The organism is Erythrobacter sp. JB3-1, from assembly GCF_057364995.1.
The window spans coordinates 2,642,674-2,665,112 of record NZ_CP200289.1; the positions used below are offsets into that span (position 1 = coordinate 2,642,674).

Here is a 22,439-nt window from a genome sequence, read left to right on the forward strand (position 1 = left end):
TGCGGGCGGCTATCTCTCCGCTCTGCGCGCAAAGTAAATGCGGATCGCGCGGGCCAAAACACGCGCATAGGTCGCACGGCCCTCTTCCGTGGTGAGGCGCGCTCGGTCTGCCTGATTGGTGACAAAGCCGCTTTCAAACAGGACTGACGGCACATCAGGTGCTCTCAAGACAGCCAGAGCAGCGGAGCGTTGAGGCGTGCCGACAAAGGCGAGTTCGCCCTCGCCTTCACGAATAATCAGCGAGGCTAGATCGGCTGAGCTGTCCTGCGTCTGCTGCTGCGACAATTCGACGAGGATCGCGCTGACCTCTTCGCTTTGTCCCTCGATGGCGAGACCGTTCAAGCGGTCGGCATCGTTCTCACGCGCGGCGAACCGGGCGGCGGCTTCGCTCGAGGCTTCTGAGGACAGAGTGTAAATGCTCGCGCCAGAGACATCGGTTATGCCGCCAGCGGAATCGGCGTGGATCGACACGAACAAGTCAGCGTTCAATTGCCGCGCGATCTCTGGCCGGTCGCCTAGTGGAACAATGCTGTCATCGCTGCGGGTCATGGCCACGCGGATGCCGCCATCGGCTAGCAATTGGTCACGCAGCTCCAAGGCGATTGCGAGCGTCACGTCCTTTTCGCGAACGACTTGGCCATCGGGCGTTTCACCGACCGCGCCGGGATCGCGCCCACCATGCCCAGCATCGATCACGACCAGAGGCCGGGTGAGGTCATCAGGGCCGGTGATGTCAGGCAAAGCCAGCGGTCCGCCCTCTCCGCCCAGGCTAATGCGCTGAACATAGTCGCGGCCCAATTGCGGAACCGGTATTGTTACGCCCGCCGCGATCGCCCCGCCCACCAGTAAGGCCGGCAGCAGAATAACCATCAGGATCAGCGTACGCAGTGACATATCCATAATGGCGTAGTGTGTTGTGATAGGAGAACGCAATATGGTTGCGGCATCTAACCCACGATGCTAACAGGATTTCATCGAAAATTGGCCGGCGCGGTGGGATAGCCCGGTGCGACTCGCCAATTTGTTCTCGACGCCTAGGCAGAACCCTTTTGCCAAGGCCACTTAACAGGTTGATGCAGTGACGAGACGCTTCTCCTCGCAATTCCAGTTGCAGCGCCCGGCGCTGGCGACGGTTTGTGCGAGCCGAAACGGGGGCCATGAATTTGGTCAATCCCGCACTCTTGCCGCAGCAGACACATTCATCAAACCCCGCGCAATTGGTGCTCGGGGATCCGATAAATCGACCGGCTCTAGCGATGTCTTCCAAGACATTTGGCGAGCCGTTTCATCATACAAATTGCGTTTTATGAGCGGCCACCGAGCCGCCATAGGCGCGTGGAGACAACATAATGGCAACGCGCATGCTAATCGATGCGCGCCACTCGGAAGAAACCCGGGTGGCGGTACTAAAAGGCAACCGGATTGAGGAGTTCGACTTTGAATCTGCCGAACACAAGCAGATCAAAGGCAATATTTATCTAGCCAAAGTTACCCGGGTAGAACCATCGCTGCAGGCGGCTTTTGTCGACTTTGGCGGGAACCGGCATGGCTTCCTCGCCTTTAGTGAAATTCACCCGGACTATTACCAGATCCCTCAGGATGATCGGGAGCGGTTGCTTGCTGAAGAAGCGGAGGCCGCCGAAGAAGAGGCGCGTCTGCGCGCTGAGGAAGAGGACGAAGGCAATGTCCCCGGCGAGGAATATGACGCTGAGGACGAATCCGCTGAGGCTTTGGCAGAAGATCTCGCCGAAGACGGCATGGAAGAGATCGACACCTCTGAAAAAGACAAAGTCGCCACCATCGAAGAAGGCACCGTCGACGGCGATGACGACGATGATGACGACGACAGCTCAGACGATGATGCCGAGGATGGCGAGACATCTGATGGGGAAAATTCCGACGAAGACGACAAGCCGCGCCGCAGCCGCCGTGGCCGCGGACGTGGCCGCCGCCGTCAGGGTGGAAAAGGCGACAACAAGAAAAGCCGCAGCCGCGCGAAAGAAGTCGATGAAGTGCGCGCCAAGCGTATGGCGCTGCGTCGCCGCTACAAAATTCAGGACGTTATCCAGCGCCGTCAGGTGATCTTGGTTCAGGTCGTGAAGGAAGAGCGCGGGAACAAAGGCGCTGCCCTCACCTCCTATCTCAGCCTCGCGGGTCGTTACACCGTGCTGATGCCGAACAGCTCGCACGGCGGCGGGATCAGCCGCAAGATCAATTCCTCGTCTGATCGCAAGCGTTTGAAGCAAGTCGTCTCCGACCTCTCTTTGCCTAAGACTATGGGCCTGATCGTTCGGACCGCTGGCATCAGCCGCACCAAGACCGAGATTAAGCGTGACTTTGATTACCTAGCCCGCCTTTGGGACGAGATCCGTCAAAAGACGCTGTCCTCTACCGCGCCGTCGCTGGTCCATTCAGACAGCGATCTGATCAAGCGGGCGATCCGCGACATCTACAATCGCGAGATTGAGGAAGTGATCGTTGAGGGCGAGGAAGGTTATAAGTCGGCTAAGAGCTTCATGAAGATGCTCATGCCCAGCCACGCGCGCCGGGTGAAAGCCTATTCCGATCCGGTCCCACTGTTCCAGCGTTACGGCGCCGAGGACCAGTTGCGGGCGATGTATGATCCGGTGGTTCAGCTCAAATCGGGCGGCTATCTGGTGATCAACCCGACCGAGGCCTTGGTCTCAATCGACATCAACTCTGGCCGCTCCACCAAAGAGCACGGCATTGAGCAAACCGCCGTTGCCACGAACCTAGAGGCTGCACGCGAAATCGCCCGTCAATTGCGCCTGCGCGATATGGCCGGTCTGGTCGTGATCGACTTCATCGACATGGAATACAATTCCAACGTCCGCAAAGTCGAAAAGCAGATGAAGGAAGCTCTAAAGAGCGACCGCGCTCGCATCCAAGTGGGCCGCATCTCTGGCTTTGGGCTGATGGAAATGAGCCGCCAGCGTCTGCGCACTGGCGTGCTTGAGGCGACGACCCGCGAATGCCCGCATTGCGATGGCACTGGCTTGGTTCGCACCGCATCCTCCGCTGGCCTGTCTGCGCTTCGCATTATCGAAGACGAAGCAGCTAAGGGCAAAGGCACCATCATTCGCCTGTCTGCCAGCACGGAAGCGGCGGTTTACCTGCTTAACGCCAAACGCAGCGATCTGGCTGAGATTGAAGACCGTTACGGCGTGAATGTCGAAGTCGTCCCGGAAGGTGAAGATGAAGGCGCAAAGATGAGCGTTGCCAGTGCTGGCCCTCGCCCAACACACGCACCGAAGTTTGAGCCCATCGTCGATGAAGATGACGATGATGATCTGCCAGAAGAAAGCTTCGACGAAGACGAAGATGATGATGACGCGCCAAAGAAGAAGCGCCGTCGCCGTCGCCGTGGTGGCCGGGGCCGCAACAAGAACCGTGACGAAAATCGCGGTGATGATGCAGCCAATGACGACGGTGAAGATGGCGAAGACAGCGATGGCGGGCGTGAAGCCTCCAATGACGATGATGGCGAAGACAAGCCAAAGCGTCGCCGCCGCCGTGGTGGCCGGGGCCGCCGCCGCAAGGAAGGCGACAACGCATCCGAGGAAGCAGCCGAGAGCGTAGAAGCAAGCTCAGGCGAAGGGGAAGCGGCACCTGCCGCCGATGCTGCGCCCGAAGAAGCACCTGCGGAAGAGAAGCCAAAGCGCAAGCGGGCTTCGCGGGCTAAGAAGAAGCCTGAGCCTGAAGCAGAGACCGAAGCGGCTCCAGCGGAAGTCGCTCCTGCAGAAGAAGCGCCTGCGGAAGAGAAGCCGAAGCGCAAACGGGCTTCGCGGGCTAAGAAGAAGCCTGAGGAAGCCGCAGAAGTGACGGATGCTCCTGAGGCGGAAGCTGACGAAGCACCGGCCAAGAAAAAGGCACCTGCTAAGAAAAAGGCTCCGGCCAAACCGCGCGCCAAGAAAAAGCCAGCGGCCAAGGCTGACACCGAGGCTTCAGCAAGCGAAAGCGCGCCTGCTGAACCGAAAGCCGAGGTTGCTGAAGAAGCACCAGCCGCTGGCGGCAAGGCTAAGCGTGGCTGGTGGCAGCGGACATTTGGCGAATAATATCGTATTTAACTGAGTAAATTCAGTTCTATAGCGGCAATCGTGAGCCGGGGGTGATAGTTACATCCCCGGCTTACGCGCCACGCCCCACTCGTTCCACATCGCAAACTTGGGAGCCTTTGGGAGATAGCCCTGCCCATGCGGCTCGACGTCAAAACCCGCCCCGCGCAGGGCCGAACCGATAGGCCGTGTCAGGTGGCACCCGCCGGCAAGCCTTTTCCAGATCGGCTCAATCCGGTCCTGCCATTTGGCGACATCCGGGTCTGGCGCGCGTCCATGCTCCAAAAACAACACTTGCCCGCCGGGTCTCAGGATGCGGCGCATTTCCGACATGACCTGAGCGGGATCTTCGACCGTGCACAGAGTGAATGTGCAAACCACGTTATCAAATGAACGGTCGGCAAAGGGGATTGCCTCGCCCACCCCTTCACGAATGTCAGCGGGCCAGCCTTTGGCCTCGGCAGCGGCCTTTGCTTGATCGAGCAGCGCCCCATGCGGATCAATCCCGGCAAAGCTGGTGACGGCATCGCGATCATAAAACTGGTGGTTTAACCCGCCGCCGCAGCCCAGCTCAAACACATCACCGCGGGCGAGCGGCACGACCTTTGAGCGGCGTTTCATCACTTGGCCTTGCGCGCAGGCATAGCCGACCAAGCGCGGCATTATGTGCGCATCATACCATTCTTGAACAGCCATCGGCACCCTCCCAAGACCAACAGGAGATCAGTGTACCGCAGTTTTATCAAAAGCCAATCATGCGCTTGTGATCAGGCGAAGGTCAGCGTCTTTTCCCGCAATTTGTCCGCAACCAGACCCAGATCATACGCAAGTTGACGTTCGACCTCAGCCGCGCTCGTATCAGCCCACGCGCTCATGATCGGCATGGACAGGCCAACGCGCAGAGTGCCGCCCCACCCGCCGTCCTGCCGCACGCATTTCACCGGTTGGCCAAGCCGCACGCCATCATGGGCCAGCTCTTTGTGAAGCGCCTGCGCATCATCAAAAGTACGCAGACACGGCAACATGCTGACATCAAGCGTCACCAAGGTGCGCATTTCAATCGGTAAATCGAGCTTAGCGCCCTCGGCGGAAGTGAAGTTGGGCAGCACACGCTTTACGCTCAGCGGCTCGATAAGTTGTGCCTGAAGCGCTGCCTCAAACGCCGCAATCATCGCCTCAACCCTCGCTGGCGCGATCCGTTGAAACCGCTCAAGCTCAAAGACAGCGGCTTCCAAACGCAGCGCGAGCGAGCGGTTTTCCCCCTCGCCCAATGCTTCGGTGCCAGGCCAGCTATCGGGGAATTCCGCCTGGTTGAAGATTTGAGCAAACCCCTTGGCAGCGATGCCGCTTGCGCCGCCACAGCGGAAGGCACAACGGCAAAGCCATTGAACGGCGGCGCGCCCATAAACTTCGATCCGGTCAGCAGAACGATGCAGCCGCGCTCAACATAGGCGGCAATCGCTGGGCTGGTGATGCGGGCTTGGCAGGCATCGACGACGAAGGTCGCATGATCGCCAAAACGCGCCTGTAGCTCGTCAAGATCGGTGAGATCGGGCAGGACCAGGCCGGTCTTGGACCCATGGACGATGTGCACCAGAGCATGGCGATCTGAGGCTCTGGCAAGCTCAATCTCACTCGCGAGGCTCTGGGCGATCTCTGCGCTGGAGCAAGCGGCACCTTCGCTGCAGCGGACCGGCACATCGACCAGGCTAATCGAGGAGCAACCCGCAACATCCTCTCGCGGGGTTGATGGAATGCCCAGCGCCGTTGCCTTAGCAAAAAAGCGGCCATGGGCGGAGTGGATGCAGCCGCTGCCGATTTCATCGGCGCCCAGCAGGATATTGTGGATGCCGCCGGGAGCGCGTCCATGAACGCTCGCCAGCGCGACATATTCCAGATCAGTGCCGGATGCCGCGAATACAATCTCGCTTGCCGCGGACAAAGAATAGGCGGCTTTGATCCGGCGTCTCAGGCTATCGAGTTGGTCCGAATAGGTTGGGCAATCCTCTGCCGCTTCCAGCGCCAGGAGATGCGCAAAAGCAGGGCCGGAAATATCGCTGACCGTCGAGGAGGAATAGGCCACCACATCGCGCGGATAGGGCGCAGAATGGTATTTATTCAGGCCGGTCTCTGCCCGCAAGGTGATCCGCTCGTCCCCTCCAGAGGACAGCGCACTGACCAATGCGTCACATGCTACGGTGCGATCGAGCCCATTATCGGGTCTGTTGTATTTTATCTTTGTAATGAGCGACCATTCCATCAGTTTATTTAATGCGACCCAGCGTTGCTATATTCACGGTCATAAGCGATGGGAAGTGTATCGGCGCTGGACCGGTTGATACCCCGGGTAAGTTTTCCGCTGGCGCCGCCCGTCTCTCCGCCGTAAATGCGCGGCACCATACCGCTTGCTAGGCATGAAAACATGACAGACACGCTAACCCCTTTGCGCATTCCCGATGAGGTCAAAAAGCGCGCACATATCCTGTTCCTTGCAAAAAACGCGCTGTGGGAGGGTGAGATCCATCCTGAGGATGGCAATCATGCGATGTACCACCGCGAAATGCGCGAGGTGCTTGAGGGGCTTGGGCTGAAACTGACCATTACCCAGACCTTCGATATTCTATTTGATCCGCCCAAAGATGTGGATTTCGTCTTTCCGCTGCTCAACCGCGCCGGCTTTTTCAATTCAGAAATGTTGGTGCCGCTGCTATGTGAGCGCGCGGGCATTCCCTATCTCGGCGCCAGCCCGATCCTGCGCGGACTGTCGGATGACAAGCATCTGGCGAAGCGCGCAGCCGTGGATGCGGGCGTCCCTACCGCGCCTTGGGCGATTTACCGCAAAGGCGCTCCGATTGAGCAGGCGAAATGCCCCAAGGCGGATCGCTATGTGATCAAACCCAATGCCTCATCGGCAAGCTGGGGCGTGGGTGATGCGCGCGATTGGGCAGGCGTGAAGGCCGCCGTGGAGCGCATCCACAATGACGAAAGCAATGGCGGGCAAGACGCGATTGTTGAGCCGTTCTTGGATGGCAGCGATGTCGAAGTTCCGGTCGTCACCATCAATGGCGAGCCGCAAATCCTGCCCATGATGATCTTCCGCCAGGCGGACCCGTCGCATCTGCGCACCTATCAGGAGAAGCGCGATCTGGTTGACCGCAGCCAGAAGTATGCGCTGGAACATTTTGAGCATCCAGAACTGACTGCGAAGATCGCTGCGCTGACCAAGCACAGCTGGGAAGAATACCGCCCGTTTGATTATGGCCGGTTCGAATTCCGCGTGAACGAGAACACGGGCGAAATCACCTTTCTGGAGCTCAACCTCAATTGCAATCTGTGGTCGCAAAAGGTCTTTGGACGCGCGGCAGAGCTTGCTGGGTGGAGCCAGGAAGACCTTATCGAAACACTGATCGCCGAGGGCCTTAGGCGGAACGGAATTGTTTGAGCGGGATTATCCCAAATTGCGATGGAGAGCGGACACCATGCAGCGCCCGCTCCCCAGTTGTTTTAGCGCAACCCTAGAACTCCCCTGCGATGCCTGCGCGAACGCTGGTGGAATTGCCGCCTGCATAGGTAACCCCGGCGGTGATGGCGAAGTCGCCTTCGAAGCGGTGCATCAGGCCTGCTGAGAAGCCAACCTCACCGCGATAGGTCGCAACGTTGGAGGCGTAGCTGGTCTTGCCCGCTTCGCTGGGGAAATGCGGCGCTGCTTGGGCCGCGATCGAGGCAACGCCGCGCTGCGCATCTCGATCAATGGTGTCGGTGAGGTCGAACAGAGTGCTGACGCGTCCGCTGAGCGCATCAAACTGCGCGGTGGAGACCTGCGCGACGGCGTTCAGCGCGACACGCACGTTGTCGACCGAGGCCGCTGTCGCAACGCTCTGACGGCCCAGAGTGCCGTTCGCGTCCACCGTCACAACGTCGACTGGACCCTGCTGAGCCGCCGTGCTCGCATCAATATCACCGATGCGCACCGATGAACCGGTACCGCCCAGCGTCACTTGGTTGGCCGCTGTTGTGGTCGCCCCTGCGCCGATCGCAGTTGAGCCTTCTTGATTGACAAACGCACCATTGCCTAGCGCCAGTGCATCGGCAGCCTGCGCCCGGGAACTCCCCCCGATAGCAATCGCACCAGCAATGGTTGCACGGGCATTGCCGCCAATCGCCGTTGCCTCCGCGCCGCGAGCAAAGGTGCTGTTACCCAATGCAAAGGCATCATCGCCGCGCGCCACAGCACCCTCGCCCAGCGCAGTTGCGCCCGCCGATTCAGCCAAAGCACCTGTACCCACTGCCAAAGCGCTCACCCGGGTCGCACTCGCGCCCGAACCAATCGCAATGCCGTTGTCTTGCTGAGCATCCGCATCCGAGCCCAGCGCGATGGAGCTGGCTCCGGTGGCGCTCGAACCCGCAGCACCGGCAAAACTGTTTTCACCGGTAGCTGCAGCCTCAGAGCCGATCGCGGTTGCACGGAACCCAAATGCTCGTGATCCGTCTCCAATACCTATGGCACTGGTTTCTGACACATTTACTCCATCGCCAATGGCGATTGAAGATATCCCGTCGTTAAATGCGTTAGCGCCAATCGCTATCGCGGAATCTCGCTCTGCCAATGCGCCTCGCCCAAGCGCAACCGCGCCAACGGCCGTCGCTTCTGAGGCCCGGCCAAGCGCCACCGCGCCTTCGGCCGTCGCATCTGCAGCACCGCCAAGCGCCACTGCGCCCTCGGCCGTCGCTGATGAAAATGCGCCAAACGCCACCGCGCCTTCGTCCGTCGCTGATGACAATAGGCCAATCGCCACCGCACCTAAGGCTGGAGCTTCTTGACCTGCGCCAGTGACGGCTCGGGCGTCCAGACCAATAGCAATCGCGCCATCCGCGTCCGCCTGCGCTCCAAATATTCCGCCTGTGTCCTCGTCTGGTCCATCTCCGCCGATCGCAATGGCGCCAAAGGCGCTTGCTCCCGCACTTTCTCCAAGCGCCACCGCGCTTTCGCCCGTCGCATCTGCTGCATCGCCAATCGCCACCGCGCCATCGGCCCTCGCTTGTGCAAAAGAGCCAATCCCCACCGCGCCATCGGCCCTCGCATCTACTTGATCGCCAATCGCCACCGCGCCATCGGCCGTCGCTTGTGCAAAAGAGCCAATCCCCACCGCGCCATCGGCCATCGCGTCTACTTGGTCGCCAATCGCCACTGCGCCAGTAGCCGTCGCCTCCGTCAAACGCCCTATAGCAATCGCACCAAAGGCTGAAACTGCTTGATCTGCGCCAGTAACGACTTGTGCGTCCAGACCAATAGCAATCGCGCCGAGCTCCGTCGCCTGCGCGCCTGTGGTGTCTGCATCGTTTCCATCTCCGCCGATCGCAATGGCCCCTTCGGCGCCTGCTCCCGACTGCGAGCCAATGGCAATCGCAGCAGTGCCGGATGCAATAGCCGAGTCTCCGTTAGCAACTCCCCTTGAGCTGGCCTGGGAAAAAGCACCCAGTGCAACAGAACGCACACCTGTGGCGCTTGAGTCAAAACCGATAGCAGCCGAATTGTTGCCCGCCGCACTGGCATTTTGGCCAAGCGCAATTGCTTGAATGCCAGATGCAGCAGAGCCTCCTCCAAGCGCGGTGGCACCGTTTGCAGACGCATTGGCATTTTGACCAAGCGCAATTGCTTGAGTGCCAGATGCAGCAGAGCCTCCTCCAAGCGCGGTGGCACCGGTTGCGGACGCATTGGCAAGTTGACCAAGCGCAATTGCTTGAAAGGCACTTGCATCAGAGTCTTGTCCAATTGCTGTGGCTGTGGCTAGGGCACGAGCGGCATGCCCGAGCGCTGCACCATCGGTTTGGGCAAAAGCGCTGCGTCCAACTGCTGTGCCTCGGTCTCCGTTCACCACTGCAGAAACGCCGACCGCAGTGGCATCCACAGCGTCGTCTATTGTTTGTGCGAACGTGCCTATAGCCGTTGAGCGGTCGTTATCAGCCACTGCAGCATGGCCAACCGCTGTTGATTCATCGCCTTCCGCCCTGGCAGCCCCTCCGACGGCTGTGGAATTTTCGCCGTTGGCGTTTGCATTCGTGCCGACCTCTGTTGACTGAGCCGCGGCGGGTGCGGGTTGAATTGCCAGCGCGGCGATGGTTGCAGCAGCAGCGGTCGAAAGTAGAGTGGTCTTTTTCATGTTTAATTCCCTGTCTTGCGTGTGTTGTTCACATTCAAGACGAGGCGCTTTTGGTTGCTCCCCATATAATAGAGCGGCCCAATGAGGCGTGACCAATTGGCGGGATCGTACGTTCACCAATCAGCCACACCTCACCGGCAGGGCGCCTCGTCTTCGTGACAGGTGATGACAGGCGACCGTTGTAATGAGCGTTGTAAAAGCGTTGTAAAAGCGTTGTAAAAAGCGTTGTAATTTGCGGTTTTGGCCACTTTTTTTGCGAAAAATGGGCTTTTTTTTGGGTTTTGGCGCGATTTTGGCCGAATTTTCTCTGGCCAAAGCGAATCACTGCAACCCCGCGCGAATCACCTTGATTCGGAGAATGGGGGCGCGGGATTGAGGCTTAGCTGAGAATTTCCTCGCCCTTCCAATCGAACACTCTGCCACTGTGGGCCGCATCCAGGCCGCTCAGCACATCGAGCAGATGCGCGGCGGATTTTGCAGGGGTGAACAATTGGCCCTCGGGCAGGCCCTTTTGGAATGGCTGCGACAGAGCGCTGTCGACGGTGCCGGGGTGCAGGCCGACAACCACGCTTTCCTTGTGTGTGCGGGCCATTTCCAGCGCGAAGTTTTTGAGCAGCATGTTGAGCGCGGCTTTTGAGGCGCGGTAGCTGTGCCATCCGCCCAGCCTGTTGTCCGAGATGGAGCCGACGCGGGCCGATAACGCCGCGAACACGCCCCGCCCCTCGCGCGGAAGCAGCGGCAACATGTGCTTTGCGATCATCGCCGGGCCGATGGTGTTGAGCGCCAGCACCTCTGCCATAGTTGCGGGGTCAAGGCGTTTGTAAGTCCGCTCTGGCCCGCGCCCATCGGCCAAGGTCAGCACGCCGGTGGCGACGATGATCATTTGCGGCGGGGTGTCCTGCACCATGCTGGCGGCGTGGGCGATGCTGGCCTCGTCCTGAAGGTCAAAGGCAAAGGGGATGATGCCCTCGCCCGCTGGCGCATCTCCGCTGCGCGATCCGGCATAGATCCGCTGCGTGCCGGTTTGCGCCAGCGCTTCGCACAGAGCGCGGCCGATCCCGCCGCTTGCGCCAAAGACGGCGGCGGTGGCTGGCCAGGGGGCGGAGCCGTCCGGTTTGCTGTGTCCTACATCGCTCATGCGAGGTAAAAGGCCGCAATGGCGTGTAAGTTCCGCATATCCCGCAATTGGTTGATCGCTTTTCTCGATCAATCGCGCGGTTTTGATCGATTGGTTTTCGCCGCTAGGACTGTGTTCCAGGTGTTCCAAGCGTGGCTCACGCGCGACGAAGCGTTGAGAATGCGAGCGGTGACCGGGGACCATGAACGTTACTCAACAATTGTGGCCATACTCGCAACACTCCGCGTCTTGCCCTCGCGCGCCAAGCCGCTAGATAGGTGTCACAAGGCAATGGGATCAGATTTGTAATGGCGACTTTCACGCTTCCTAAGAACTCAAAGATCAGCAAGCAGGGCAAAGTGCACAAGGCAGATGGCGGGCGCGCTAAGTCGTTCAAGATCTATCGCTATGATCCCGATAGCGGTGACAACCCGCGCTATGACAAGTTTGAGATCGATCTCGACAATTGCGGTCCGATGGTGCTCGACGCACTGTTCAAGATCAAGAACGAGGTTGATCCCACCCTCACCTTCCGCCGCTCTTGTCGCGAAGGGATATGCGGATCCTGCGCGATGAACATGAATGGCAAGAATGGCCTGGCATGCACCACCGCGATTGAAGACCTGAAGGGTGAGGTTCGCATCACTCCTTTGCCGCATATGGATGTGATCAAGGACCTGGTGCCGGACTTCACGCACTTCTATGCGCAATATGCGTCCATTCGCCCATGGCTTCAGACGGTTACGCCGACGCCTTCGGGTAAAGAGCGGCTGCAAACGCCGGAGCAGCGCGAGCAATTGGACGGGCTGTACGAGTGCATTCTGTGCGCTTGTTGTTCGACCAGTCTGCCCGAGCTATTGGTGGAATTCGGACAAGTTCCTGGGCCCTGCGATCCTATTGCAGGCGTATCGCTGGCTCGCGGATAGCCGCGATGAGATGACCGGTGAGCGGCTCGATCAGTTGGAGGATCCGTTCCGCCTGTATCGTTGTCACACGATCATGAACTGCGCCAATGTCTGCCCGAAAGGCCTCTCGCCAGCAAAGGCGATCGCAGAGACCAAGAAGATGATGGCAGAGCGCGAAATCTGATCCGGTGACGTTAGACGACGAGGTATTCGAGCATACCCCCGATCCTGACAATCCGGGTTGGCATCACTGGAACCTGAAAGACCAGACGCTGTTCAATGGCGCGGTGATGGGGAAGCTGATCACGCGGCCAGAGGGCGACAAATGCCGGCTACGCATGGTCCCGGAGCGGCGGCATGAGAACCTGCAAGGCATCATCCACGGCGCGGTAACGCTCAGCCTGATCGACATCTCCATGTTCACGACCATGCATGTCGTGGGCAGCGGGAATGCGGGGCCTTCTGTAACGCTGGAGCTTTCGACGCAGTTCGTGGGAGGCGGTGATCCAAAACGGCCGCTGGACGCTGTGACGGAGATCGTGCGAGAAACGGGCCGTATGCTGTTTCTGCGCGGACAGGTGGCTCAGGATGACGATGTGGTCGCGAGCTATTCCGGCATTGTGCGTAAGATGAAGCCGCGCGCATGAGCAACGCCGAGTAGAGCCGATGCTGGCGCGTTACGAACGTCTGATTGCCAATGGTGAGCTGCGGCCCGACCCGGACCAGAGGCGCGCTGCGGAGCGACTTGATCGGCTGCAGAAGGACCTGGAGGCGGAGACCTCTGGCGGGCTGCTGACGCAGCTGTTCGGCGCGAAGAAGGTCCGCCCGCAAGGAGTCTACATGTTTGGCGGGGTTGGCCGTGGTAAGTCGATGCTTATGGATCTGTTCCATGAACGCCTGTCGATCAAAGAGAAGCGGCGCGTTCACTTTCATGCCTTCATGCAAGAGGTGCACGCAGAGCTGAGAGAAGCGCGCAAGACCGAAAGCGGCGATCCCATTCCGGTGGCGGCACAGCGGCTTGCAGGGCATTTGCGCTGTCTCGCATTTGACGAGATGGTGGTGAACAACTCTGCCGATGCGATGATCATGAGCCGCCTGTTTGCGCGGATTATCAACACGCACAACGTGGCGATTGTGACGACCTCAAACCGCCCTCCCCAAGACCTTTACAAGGATGGGCTCAACCGAGAGCACTTCCTGCCGTTCATCGACCTGATCGAGGCGGAACTCGACGTCGTTAGTCTCAATGGTCCGACCGACTACCGGCTCGACCGGATTGGTGACCTGACGACCTGGCACACACCCATAGGCGATGCGGCGACCGATGCGGTGCGAGAGGTGTTCTTCCGCATGACGGATTTTGCACCAGAGGATGCTGAGCACGTGCCGTCACAAGAGCTGGAGGTGGGCGGAAAGCGCACCATCCACGTGCCTAAGTCTTTGAAAGGCGTTGGCGTATTCAGTTTCAAACGGCTGTGTGCAGAGGCACGCGGTGCGCCAGACTACCTCGCCATTGCGCGCAATTTCCATACAGTCATTATCGTAGGCATCCCGCAAATGGGCCCGGAAATGCGCAATGAAGCGGCGCGGTTTGTGACCCTGATCGATGCTCTTTACGAGCATAAGGTGAAGCTGTTCGCGACCGCCGCGAGAGCGCCAGATGCGCTCTATCAGGCCGGCGATGGCAGCTTTGAATTTGAACGCACGGCTAGCCGCCTGCAAGAAATGCAGAGCGATGAGTATCTAGCTCTTGGACATGGAGCCGAGAGCTAACGACAAGCCTATGCGGCGGCGATGCGTTCTGCAAGACGCTCTTGCGCCGTGGTCAGCCGGTTCATCACTTTGAGGTCCTGCTCGCGCAGCTCAAGCGCTGTATCCGCCCACAGTTCCGTTATGCGGTTGAGCTCCGAAAGCTGAAGGTTCCAAACCTCTTTGGTCGCCCGGCGAGAACCCACCAGTCCAGCATGGCGTCGCTCAGACTTCTTGATGAAATCACGCGTCGCATTCACGCCGTCACCCGGTTCAGCTAGCTGATGGACAACACCCATCTCGTACATTTGCTCAGCCGTGTAGGTCTCGTTTGACATGATAAGCCGCTCCGCCATCGCGCTGCCGATTTTGCGGGACAGCAATGCGTGTGCGCCCATGCCTGGGAAGAGGCCAAACATTACCTCTGGCAAGCCAAATGTCGCGGTTCTTTCGGCAATAATGTAGTCAAACGATAGCAGTGCTTCGAACCCGCCACCAAGCGCAGCGCCCTGCACCATGCCGATGGTCAACATCGGAATATCGAGCGCTTCTATATTGCGATGAAGGATCGCGCAGCAGCGATGGCCATAGTTAACCAAGCCATCGCGATCACGCTCTCGGATCAGTCTTTGGAAAAGCGCAAGATCACCGCCGAAGCAAAACACATCGGACGCGCGACTGCCTAGCACAAGGTACCTCAAAGGCACTTTGCCAGGGCCGAAGCCGCGCGCAATTTGCCGCTGCCATTCTTCAAAATTATCCAGCATCGCCCGCGTAAAGCTAGGGCGATCGACCGGGTTCATATAGCTCCACAGCGTGCCCGACGTATCGTCGTACATCACGTCTATTTCACTGAGTTTAAATAACTCTTCTGGAATTGATGCATGCAATGCGCTTTCCGCGAACAACTCTTCGTCATCAGTGAAAGGGATTGCTTTGCTTGCCCCGCTATCCATTCTCGAAATGCTCCAAATACCACCATGGCGAAGCTTCGATCTTGTATTCGCCCCATTGAGCTGGATCGTCGATTTACTTCGATATGCAGCGATCTAGGCACGGCCACTGTTTAAGTGCAAATACTAATTCATGATCGCAACAAGTGTTTACGTCTCAGTTTGGGTCACCGCATGGTTAACAGTGCCCTTTTGTTAGTCGCCGTTATGCACTGACACCTAGCCGGGTGACTGACTTTTCGAGCATCAGTAATTGCCACAAAACCCTCGAGTTATCTGAGCGTCCTGCGATATGCGCCTCAGCCAATTCAGCCACGTGCTTGCGATCAAACCATCCCGATTGGGCTAGCTGCGAGCTTGATGCAATGGCACGCGCCGATCCAGCCAATGGCCCGCGCAGCCAGTCCGCAATTGGCGTCACGAAGCCTTGCTTTTGCCGATAGAGAATATCGCTCGGCAAATATCGCTCCATGCATTTCTTGAGCAGGTATTTCCCGGTCGATCCGCGCACCCGCATTTTCTCTGGTAGACGCGCCGCGAACTCGATCAACCGGTGGTCCAGTAAGGGCTCCCGCGCCTCCAGACTAACGGCCATGCTGGTGCGGTCGACTTTGGTCAAAATATCCCCAGAAAGCCAAAATTTGAGGTCCGCATATTGCGCCCGGTCGAGCCCGCTGCGCGCCGGAGCGCTCTCCATCATTGTGATAAGATCATCTTCGCCGCGATAGCCTTGAAGGTCGCTGGCGAAGCTTGAGTCATAGAGCGCGCTGCGCTGTTCAGGGGTGTTGACGGAGAGCCCGCGCGCATAACCCGCCTCACCTCCTTCAGCGAGCGCGAGCAAAGTGGATTTGGCTCGGAACGGCCTCGGTGCCCAATCCGCCTTTGGCCATGCCCGCCCAAGCGCCCCAAATATGGGTTCCCGTAGACCGGCAGGCAAAATCGATCGCACGCGCTCTTCATGATGATGAAAGACCTGCCTGCGGTATCCCGCGAATGCTTCATCTGCGCCGTCACCTGACAGAGCCACGGTCACCTTCTCACGCGCTAACTGGCATACCCGCCAAGTCGGTAAAGCGGATGCATCGGCAAAGGGTTCGTCAAACATGCCGACCAGCGCATCGACGGCGCCAAAGTCGTCCTGCCCAACCGTTCGCGCTTCATGGTCGGTGCTGAACTTCTCTGCGACGGTTTGCGCGTAGCTTGTCTCATCCAGCGCCGCGACATCGAACCCTATTGAGCAGGTTCGCACAGGCTCTGTGCTGACTTCGCTCATCAAGGCAACGACGCTAGAGGAATCGACACCGCCGGATAAGAATGCGCCCAACGGCACGTCTGCGACCATGCGTGATTGCACTGCCTCGCGCATCAAATGGACCAATTGCGCAGACAGGTCTGCTTCGGAGCCGCGTGCGCGTTCTTCGAAACTGATATCCCACCAGCGTTTTGGCGCGCTAATCGGCTGACCATGTTCGAGCAGCATGAAATGACCAGCGGCCAGTTTCTCTACCCCTGCCAGGATCGAGCGGCTGTCTGGAACATAGCCCCATGTAAGGTAATCATCGAGCGCTTGCGGGTTCAGCCTACGTCGCAGCAAAGGATGTGCAAGCAGGCCCTTGAGTTCAGAGGCAAAGGCAAGGCTGCCGTCGCTGAGTCGCGCTAGGAACAGCGGTTTTACGCCGAGCCGGTCGCGGGCTAAGAACAGGCTGCGTTTGTCCAAATCGTAGATCGCAAAGGCGAACATGCCATTCAAGCGCGAAAGGCAATCCGGGCCCCAGCGCTGCCACGCGGCTAGAATGACTTCGGTGTCGCCTGAGGTTTTAAACCGTGCGCCGGATTGCTCAAGTTCGCGGCGCAATTCGCGGTAATTGTAGATCTCGCCATTGAAGCTGATTACGGCACGGCCATCGATGCTTGCCATCGGCTGCGGAGAGCCTTCAAGGTCGATGATTGAGAGGCGGCGGTGCCCCAGTCCTATGCCTGGAGCGGTCCAAACGCCTGCTCCATCCGGACCGCGGTGGACCAGCGCATCGCACATCCGTTCCACCCGCGCAGGGTCGACGGGCTTGGGCGTTTCCGCATGAAAAATTCCGACAATCCCGCACATAGGATGAGCCGCCTAGCCGATTGGCGCGGTAATGGCGACAGCCGGTTTCAGAGCGACGGTAATTCCCACGAGGACCGCCAAAATGGTGATGCTGATCAGGATGGCTGCATGGCTGGCGTTGAAGCGCTCTAGACGAGCAACCCAAGGCATTGCGCGCAGCTGTTCAGATGTGAACCCGGCGTCCTCTGGATCACGTTCAAAGAAGCGCCATGCACCCGCGAGCATGATCACCAGAACGATGGCAAAGAATATCCAGCCATAGAAGATATGATCGAACCCTTCAGCGAATTCGACGCCTTGGCTTTGGGCAATATAGATCGTGCCCCAGGCGCGGACTCCGTTGGCCAGGATTGGGACGATGATAGCGGCCAGCATGAAGGCCGCGCGGCGGCTCCAGCTGGTGAACTGTGTAAAGCAGATCAGTACCGCCAGAGTGACCATGGCGACGAGGAACTTCACCCCAGAGCAAGCCTCGGCGACGATAAACAGGCCAACCGGCGTATTGATGTAAATCCCGTCGATCTCTGCAGGGACGCCGCTGGAAAGGGTGAGCCAGATTGCAATCTCAGCGGTGATCATTTGCAGCGGTGGGATGATCTCGTCGCCAAAGGGCACCAGAAATGCAATCATTGCCAATGGCAGGGCTAGCAGCACGGAGATGCGTGGGCCAATGATAGCAAGAGCGGCGGCCATGACTGCGCCAACCGCTCCAGCATGGGCGACGAGGTTGATTCCGGTGATGCGACCAGCCGTCCACAGTCCAAGTGCTGCAGCAACGAGACCGAGACCGGGTAACCAGCCTTTCGGTTTAGCGACCGCAAGCTCATCGCGTTTCAACCATACTAGCCAACCAACAATGACGGGCACCAACAGGATGTGATTGTAGGTGTCGATGTTCCACCATTGATGCAGCATCTCGCCCCATTCGCGCGCCGCCAAAACAACAAGTGCGGTGATTGCAAACGTAAGCATCACAAGAGGCTGCTTCCAGGCGCTTGGCACGTGGTCAGCGATGCTCTGCTGACGCCAATCCTGAGTGAGTTTCTCAGGCTGCATCTCGCGCCTCGCCCGCTGGCCTAACCAAGCGTCCAAGTGGCTCGAGCATCGCATCCCACGCATGGTGATCCAGCACGAATTGCCGCGCTGAGGCTCCTAGGTCGAACAATGCATCGGGATCGGCCAAAGCCGCCTCAATCCGAGCGGCCATCTGCGCGGGGTCCGCAGGCGCGACCAGCCAATGCTCGTCGTCGCGGGCGGCGATGCCAGTCGCGGCTTCTTGGGTGAGAACTACAGGCTTCGCCATCGCCATCGCTTCGAGCACTTTGTTCTGAACGCCGCGCGCGATCAGCAGCGGCGCGAGCAAAAAGTCCGCCGCCGCTATGAAAGGTTTGACGTCCGGCACCTCACCCCAAATGGAGAGACCTGGCGTGTCCGAACGGGCGAGCAGTCGCGCGGTCGGATTGCGGCCCACAATGTGAAACTCAGCCTCAGGGTGTTTGGCTCGGATGACGGGCAGCAATTGCTCAATCACCCACTCAGCCGCTTGCTCATTGGGGCGGTAATCCATTTGCCCAGTAAACACGAAGTGCGGACCCTTGCGAGCTGCCAATTCGGCATGCGGCTCGACTGCGCTGGGATCAAAGGCGGCGGCATCAATACCATTGCCGATCACTTGGACGTTCACCCGCGATGGATCGGTCAGCCTGCTCCGGTATAGTTCAGCTTCGTTCTCGCTGATCAAAATAGTCGCATTGGCCCGCGCGCCGAGGCGCTCTTCTTCCGCCGCAAGCAAGCGCCCTTCCCGCGTATTCAGCCAGACGCGCTCGCCCGCTTCGGCATAGCCTTCGAACTTGGCGCTATCGACATCGCAGAGGTCGATCACCACCCTACTCCTAAAGCTATCGGGCACATATTGGCCCATTTGCCCGGAGAAGATGATGATCATGTCGATTGGGTGCTTAACGAGGGTCTGCTGAACCCAGCTTTCCAATCGCGCGCTGTGAAATGCGGTGAGGCTGACTGGTTTGCCGGTCAGCACCGCTTCGACCCCGGCAAGCGCCAGAGGTTTACGCCGATCGACGACGCATTGTGAGGCGGCGAGCGCATCGACCTCGTCCACAGCTGCGCGGTCTTCAGCATTCTCCGCGAAGCAGCCGACATGGACTGGGGCAAGTTGCGCCAGTTTCTTCAGCAAATGATGCGCGCGAATCTTGTCCCCGCGATTGGGCGGAAACGGTACGCGGTGCGCCAGAAATAGGATATCACCCATCAGCCTGCCCGGTCCCTAGGCCAGTCCGCGCGCAATCCATGGACCAATCGCATTGGCAATCGGCAGCGGCAGCTTCTTCCAGAGCTCAATCTTGCGCGAATAAGCCTCGCTGGTCGGGTCGACATCGCGCGGCTCGGTGCCCGGCGCATGCCAATGGGCATAAGTCAGCGGCTGCGGTTCAAAGCCCCAGTTCTTCTTGAAGTTGTAGGGGCCGCTGCCGGTCTTGGAGCGGCCAAAATCAAAGTGTGACATACCAAGCGAACGCGCGTGGCACATGAGTTTGTAATACATTAGCTCATTGGCGCGCAGGGAGCGCGCAGCAAATGTGCCACCGCCCCAAAATGGCATAACTGCGCCCTCGTGATAGAAGGACAAAACGCTGGAGACAGGCTCCTCATCCGAATACACAGTGAGGATATCGGCACTGTCAGGAAACGCCTCAATCATCGCCTTGAACAACGTTTTCGGAAACACGGGCGTACCAAGATTGCGGACACTCTTGCTGTACGCCGCATAATGAGCCGACAAATCGCTGTCTGAGCGGCCAATGCGTACGTTGAGGCTGCCTTTCAGGCCCTTGCGCACCTCCGCCCTCGCCTTGCGCGGAATGGCTAGCAATTGCGCCTCGTCATCCTCTGACAACTCGGCGATGAAACCCGCGTGTTTGTCGCTCACGCTTTTCCAGCCATTGGGCACGGCTCCCCCGCGAAGTTCCACGCTGGCAACCGAATTCCTAACCGCGTGATCTTGTACGGCGCCAGCAAGGGCCTGAGCCGCTTCCTGTGTCTCGGCCAAGACACCGCCTCCCACGCCAAATCCACTGGAGACCAAAGCCCGACCAAACAGAGGCGAATGCGCATCGGTCAACGGCAGCCAACCGGTAACTACGCCCATCTGCTGAGTGATGAATCCGCAGGCCTTTTGACCTGTGCCCGCTTCCACTGCTTTCAGCCATGCTGGGCGGTGAAACAGACTTGCCTTATGCTCGCGCACAAACCCCTCAAGCCGCTCCAGCATTTGGGCGTCCGAGAAGTCCACTTGCGAGACGGTGATAGGCAGTTTCACAGGCGCGTTCATGGGGTCAGGTCGACGGCCCGTGATGCTTCGCGCAGGGCGATCATATCCATCCGTGCCCAGCGGAACTCATGAACCAACTCGCCCAGCTTGCCCGCCATCTTATCGAGATTGGTGTAGTGGCGCAGCTTTGAGCGCATCGGCGCATTGCCAACGCGCGGCTGATTGGGATCAATTTCCCAAGGGTGAAAATAGAACACCGCCGGGCGTTCTTCGCGGCGGTTCACTTGGCGGATCGCCCAGCGCGAAAAGGCATAGGGCAGCACGCGGAAGAACCCGCCGCCTCCCGCCGCAACACGCCGGCCGCCAAGAATGGCGGTGGTGACCGGGATCTCGATCATGTCGGACCAAGGAATCGGCTTAAAGGCAAAACGCGGCGCCTCAGGCCAGCCATAATGGTCATGCGCAATCGGCGCGACGCTGGAAGAATAGGTGTAGCCCTGCTCTGCCAGTTCCATGAAGGCCCAAGGGGTGCGCTGGTCGATGGAGAAACTTGGCGCGCGGTAGCCGGCAACCTCGGTGCCAGAGCAGTCCTGCAGGATATCGCGCGACAGTTTGAGATCTTCGGCAAATTGCTCACGTGTGAAGGTGAAGACGCGCGCGTGGTCATAGCCATGGCTCGCGATTTCATGGCCCGCATCTGCAATCCGCTGAATCATTTGTGGATGGCGCTTTGCCACCCAGCCAAGGGTGAAGAACGTGCCATGCACGTCGGCCTCGGCAAACAGATCGAGGATGCGGTAGATATTGTCTTCGACGCGGGTCTTGATCCCGTCCCACTCGCCGCGCTCGATCACATCCTCAAACGCGCCGACCTGAAACCAGTCTTCGACATCAACGGACAGGCCGTTGACGACCTGAGCCTTCACATCCTTGGAGAAATTCGGCGCGACGTTCATTTACGCGGCCTCGCGCGATGCGTCTTCCTCAAGCCATTCGATCAGCATGCCAACGACATGTCGGAAAGATTGCTCTTGTTCTTCAAGCCGGCTTTCAATGCGGTTGATCGCTTCGCTTACCTCCGGATCCATTTCCATTGGCTGCGCGTGGGAACCTGCCTCTTGCAACTCACCAATCGCAGCCTCCAGCTTGGAGGTGCGCTGATCGCGCTCTGCCAGCAAGGCGGCGACTTCTGGTGCAGGCACCGCGTTAATTGCCGCGTCTGCAACAGATGCAGAGGTAGTCACTTGCGCTGGAATATCGCGCGCACCTTTTGATGTATCGGTTAGCATTTCTTCGCAGACAGCCTCAACCATCGCTGTGGTCAGCTCGCTTTGCTCTTCGATCGCGCTGAGCAGCAGCAGACGGTTCATAATCTGGTTCACACGGCGCGGAATGCCATCCGTTGCCTCGTAAATGGCACTCAGCACTTCGGCGGTGATCGCTGGATTACCCTGCCACCCGACATGCTCGAGCCGGTGGGTGATATAGGCTTCCACCTCTTCCTCATCGAGCGCTTCCAGGTGGTGCGAAGCGATGACGCGTTGGCGCAGTTGATCGAGGTCAGGATGGCTCGCGACTGTCGTGCGAAATTCTGGCTGACCCAGCAGCAGGCTTTGCAGCAGCGGGTGCGATCCCAATTGAAAATTAGACAGCATGCGCAGCTCTTCCAATGCGCCGACAGGCAGGTTCTGGCATTCGTCGACGACCAGCAAACAACGCCGCCCTGCGCGCGCTTCGTCCTGCAAGAAGCCCTCAATCGCGCCCAAAGCGCCTGCTTTGTCGCGGCCTGTGACTTCGATGCCAAAGCTTTGCGCAACCACATGGATCAGCTCTTCGCCGTCGAGTGCGCTGGTGACGACTTGGCCGACAGTCAGTGCCTCCGGGTCGATCCGCTGCATCAGATGCGCCACCAAGGTCGACTTACCCGCGCCCACTTCGCCAGTGATGACGATAAATCCCTCGCCCTGGTTCAAGCCATAGCCGAGATAGGACAAAGCCTTCCTGTGGCTCGCGCTCTCGAAATAGAACTCGGGATCAGGGGTCGGCTGAAATGGGCGAGAATTGAAGCCGTAAAATTGTTCGTACATC

Annotated in this window: 17 protein-coding genes and 1 pseudogene; 5 read left to right on the top strand and 13 right to left on the bottom strand. The window is 59.0% G+C overall.

The window, feature by feature from the left end; all coding sequences use genetic code 11:
- Positions 1–9 precede the first annotated feature (9 nt).
- Positions 10–894: an N-acetylmuramoyl-L-alanine amidase family protein gene (locus AC0V6M_RS12585; RefSeq protein ID WP_486139147.1), complete on the bottom strand. Its 885-nt coding sequence runs from the start codon at positions 892–894 to the stop codon at positions 10–12.
- A gap of 455 nt (positions 895–1,349) precedes the next feature.
- Between AC0V6M_RS12585 and AC0V6M_RS12590 the strand changes: the two genes are divergently transcribed.
- A complete protein-coding gene (locus AC0V6M_RS12590) occupies positions 1,350–4,076 on the top strand; it encodes an Rne/Rng family ribonuclease (RefSeq protein ID WP_486139148.1) in 2,727 nt (908 codons plus the stop codon).
- A 60-nt stretch (positions 4,077–4,136) separates the two neighbouring features.
- Here AC0V6M_RS12590 and AC0V6M_RS12595 read toward each other — a convergent pair whose 3' ends face one another.
- From AC0V6M_RS12595 to AC0V6M_RS12605, 3 genes are all read right to left on the bottom strand, one after another.
- Positions 4,137–4,772 (bottom strand): class I SAM-dependent methyltransferase, encoded by a 636-nt coding sequence (locus AC0V6M_RS12595; RefSeq protein WP_486139149.1) that lies wholly within the window; start codon positions 4,770–4,772, stop codon positions 4,137–4,139.
- Between the two features lie 71 nt (positions 4,773–4,843).
- Positions 4,844–5,248: a hypothetical protein gene (locus AC0V6M_RS12600; RefSeq protein WP_486139150.1), complete on the bottom strand. Its 405-nt coding sequence runs from the start codon at positions 5,246–5,248 to the stop codon at positions 4,844–4,846.
- Complete coding sequence (locus tag AC0V6M_RS12605; protein ID WP_486139151.1) at positions 5,245–6,336, bottom strand: hypothetical protein; 1,092 nt, start codon at positions 6,334–6,336, stop codon at positions 5,245–5,247. Before AC0V6M_RS12605 ends, AC0V6M_RS12600 begins: the two co-directional genes overlap by 4 nt.
- 162 nt (positions 6,337–6,498) lie before the next feature.
- Here AC0V6M_RS12605 and AC0V6M_RS12610 point away from each other — a divergent pair, with 162 nt between their 5' ends.
- Positions 6,499–7,518: a D-alanine--D-alanine ligase family protein gene (locus AC0V6M_RS12610; RefSeq protein WP_486139152.1), complete on the top strand. Its 1,020-nt coding sequence runs from the start codon at positions 6,499–6,501 to the stop codon at positions 7,516–7,518.
- 73 nt (positions 7,519–7,591) lie between these two features.
- On the opposite strand, the gene AC0V6M_RS12615 is transcribed toward AC0V6M_RS12610, so the two are convergent.
- Both AC0V6M_RS12615 and AC0V6M_RS12620 read right to left on the bottom strand, forming a co-directional pair.
- The gene (locus AC0V6M_RS12615; protein WP_486139153.1) at positions 7,592–10,237 is read right to left on the bottom strand and encodes a YadA-like family protein; all 2,646 of its coding nucleotides are present in this window, start codon (positions 10,235–10,237) and stop codon (positions 7,592–7,594) included.
- Positions 10,238–10,616: 379 nt separating this feature from the next.
- A complete protein-coding gene (locus AC0V6M_RS12620; RefSeq protein ID WP_486139154.1) occupies positions 10,617–11,375 on the bottom strand; it encodes an SDR family NAD(P)-dependent oxidoreductase in 759 nt (252 codons plus the stop codon).
- Positions 11,376–11,662: 287 nt separating this feature from the next.
- Here AC0V6M_RS12620 and AC0V6M_RS12625 point away from each other — a divergent pair.
- The 3 genes and pseudogenes from AC0V6M_RS12625 (at position 11,663) to zapE (ending at position 14,032) form a co-directional block, all read left to right on the top strand.
- A pseudogene (locus AC0V6M_RS12625) lies at positions 11,663–12,443 on the top strand (succinate dehydrogenase iron-sulfur subunit).
- Positions 12,444–12,447: 4 nt separating this feature from the next.
- Positions 12,448–12,906 (top strand): PaaI family thioesterase, encoded by a 459-nt coding sequence (locus tag AC0V6M_RS12630; RefSeq protein WP_486139155.1) that lies wholly within the window; start codon positions 12,448–12,450, stop codon positions 12,904–12,906.
- Between the two features lie 19 nt (positions 12,907–12,925).
- A complete protein-coding gene (gene zapE, locus AC0V6M_RS12635; protein WP_486139156.1) occupies positions 12,926–14,032 on the top strand; it encodes a cell division protein ZapE in 1,107 nt (368 codons plus the stop codon).
- A gap of 8 nt (positions 14,033–14,040) precedes the next feature.
- On the opposite strand, the gene AC0V6M_RS12640 is transcribed toward zapE, so the two are convergent.
- From AC0V6M_RS12640 to AC0V6M_RS12670, 7 genes are all read right to left on the bottom strand, one after another.
- On the bottom strand, positions 14,041–14,964 hold the full coding sequence (locus AC0V6M_RS12640) for a crotonase/enoyl-CoA hydratase family protein (protein WP_486139157.1): 924 nt from the start codon (positions 14,962–14,964) through the stop codon (positions 14,041–14,043).
- A 202-nt stretch (positions 14,965–15,166) separates the two neighbouring features.
- Entirely contained in the window at positions 15,167–17,065 is a 1,899-nt protein-coding gene (locus AC0V6M_RS12645) for an XrtA/PEP-CTERM system amidotransferase (RefSeq protein WP_486139158.1), read from the bottom strand.
- A 12-nt stretch (positions 17,066–17,077) separates the two neighbouring features.
- Entirely contained in the window at positions 17,078–18,037 is a 960-nt protein-coding gene (xrtA, locus tag AC0V6M_RS12650) for an exosortase A (RefSeq protein WP_486139159.1), read from the bottom strand.
- Between the two features lie 73 nt (positions 18,038–18,110).
- Positions 18,111–19,334 (bottom strand): TIGR03087 family PEP-CTERM/XrtA system glycosyltransferase, encoded by a 1,224-nt coding sequence (locus tag AC0V6M_RS12655; RefSeq protein ID WP_486139160.1) that lies wholly within the window; start codon positions 19,332–19,334, stop codon positions 18,111–18,113.
- Positions 19,335–19,349: 15 nt separating this feature from the next.
- On the bottom strand, positions 19,350–20,411 hold the full coding sequence (locus AC0V6M_RS12660; protein ID WP_486139161.1) for a FemAB family XrtA/PEP-CTERM system-associated protein: 1,062 nt from the start codon (positions 20,409–20,411) through the stop codon (positions 19,350–19,352).
- Complete coding sequence (locus AC0V6M_RS12665) at positions 20,408–21,307, bottom strand: XrtA system polysaccharide deacetylase (RefSeq protein ID WP_486139162.1); 900 nt, start codon at positions 21,305–21,307, stop codon at positions 20,408–20,410. Before AC0V6M_RS12665 ends, AC0V6M_RS12660 begins: the two co-directional genes overlap by 4 nt.
- A complete protein-coding gene (locus tag AC0V6M_RS12670; protein WP_486139163.1) occupies positions 21,308–22,438 on the bottom strand; it encodes an XrtA/PEP-CTERM system-associated ATPase in 1,131 nt (376 codons plus the stop codon).
- Between the last annotated feature and the right edge of the window lies 1 nt (position 22,439).

Bases quoted from the DNA above. Each gene is read 5' to 3' on its own strand.
- AC0V6M_RS12585 (WP_486139147.1), bottom strand. From the start codon at position 894: ATGTCACTGCGTACGCTGATCCTGATGGTTATTCTGCTGCCGGCCTTA.
- AC0V6M_RS12590 (WP_486139148.1), top strand. From the start codon at position 1,350: ATGGCAACGCGCATGCTAATCGATGCGCGCCACTCGGAAGAAACCCGG.
- AC0V6M_RS12595 (WP_486139149.1), bottom strand. From the start codon at position 4,772: ATGGCTGTTCAAGAATGGTATGATGCGCACATAATGCCGCGCTTGGTC.
- AC0V6M_RS12600 (WP_486139150.1), bottom strand. From the start codon at position 5,248: ATGATTGCGGCGTTTGAGGCAGCGCTTCAGGCACAACTTATCGAGCCG.
- AC0V6M_RS12605 (WP_486139151.1), bottom strand. From the start codon at position 6,336: ATGGAATGGTCGCTCATTACAAAGATAAAATACAACAGACCCGATAAT.
- AC0V6M_RS12610 (WP_486139152.1), top strand. From the start codon at position 6,499: ATGACAGACACGCTAACCCCTTTGCGCATTCCCGATGAGGTCAAAAAG.
- AC0V6M_RS12615 (WP_486139153.1), bottom strand. From the start codon at position 10,237: ATGAAAAAGACCACTCTACTTTCGACCGCTGCTGCTGCAACCATCGCC.
- AC0V6M_RS12620 (WP_486139154.1), bottom strand. From the start codon at position 11,375: ATGAGCGATGTAGGACACAGCAAACCGGACGGCTCCGCCCCCTGGCCA.
- zapE (WP_486139156.1), top strand. From the start codon at position 12,926: ATGCTGGCGCGTTACGAACGTCTGATTGCCAATGGTGAGCTGCGGCCC.
- AC0V6M_RS12640 (WP_486139157.1), bottom strand. From the start codon at position 14,964: ATGGATAGCGGGGCAAGCAAAGCAATCCCTTTCACTGATGACGAAGAG.
- AC0V6M_RS12645 (WP_486139158.1), bottom strand. From the start codon at position 17,065: ATGTGCGGGATTGTCGGAATTTTTCATGCGGAAACGCCCAAGCCCGTC.
- xrtA (WP_486139159.1), bottom strand. From the start codon at position 18,037: ATGCTTACGTTTGCAATCACCGCACTTGTTGTTTTGGCGGCGCGCGAA.
- AC0V6M_RS12655 (WP_486139160.1), bottom strand. From the start codon at position 19,334: ATGGGTGATATCCTATTTCTGGCGCACCGCGTACCGTTTCCGCCCAAT.
- AC0V6M_RS12660 (WP_486139161.1), bottom strand. From the start codon at position 20,411: ATGAACGCGCCTGTGAAACTGCCTATCACCGTCTCGCAAGTGGACTTC.
- AC0V6M_RS12665 (WP_486139162.1), bottom strand. From the start codon at position 21,307: ATGAACGTCGCGCCGAATTTCTCCAAGGATGTGAAGGCTCAGGTCGTC.
- AC0V6M_RS12670 (WP_486139163.1), bottom strand. From the start codon at position 22,438: ATGTACGAACAATTTTACGGCTTCAATTCTCGCCCATTTCAGCCGACC.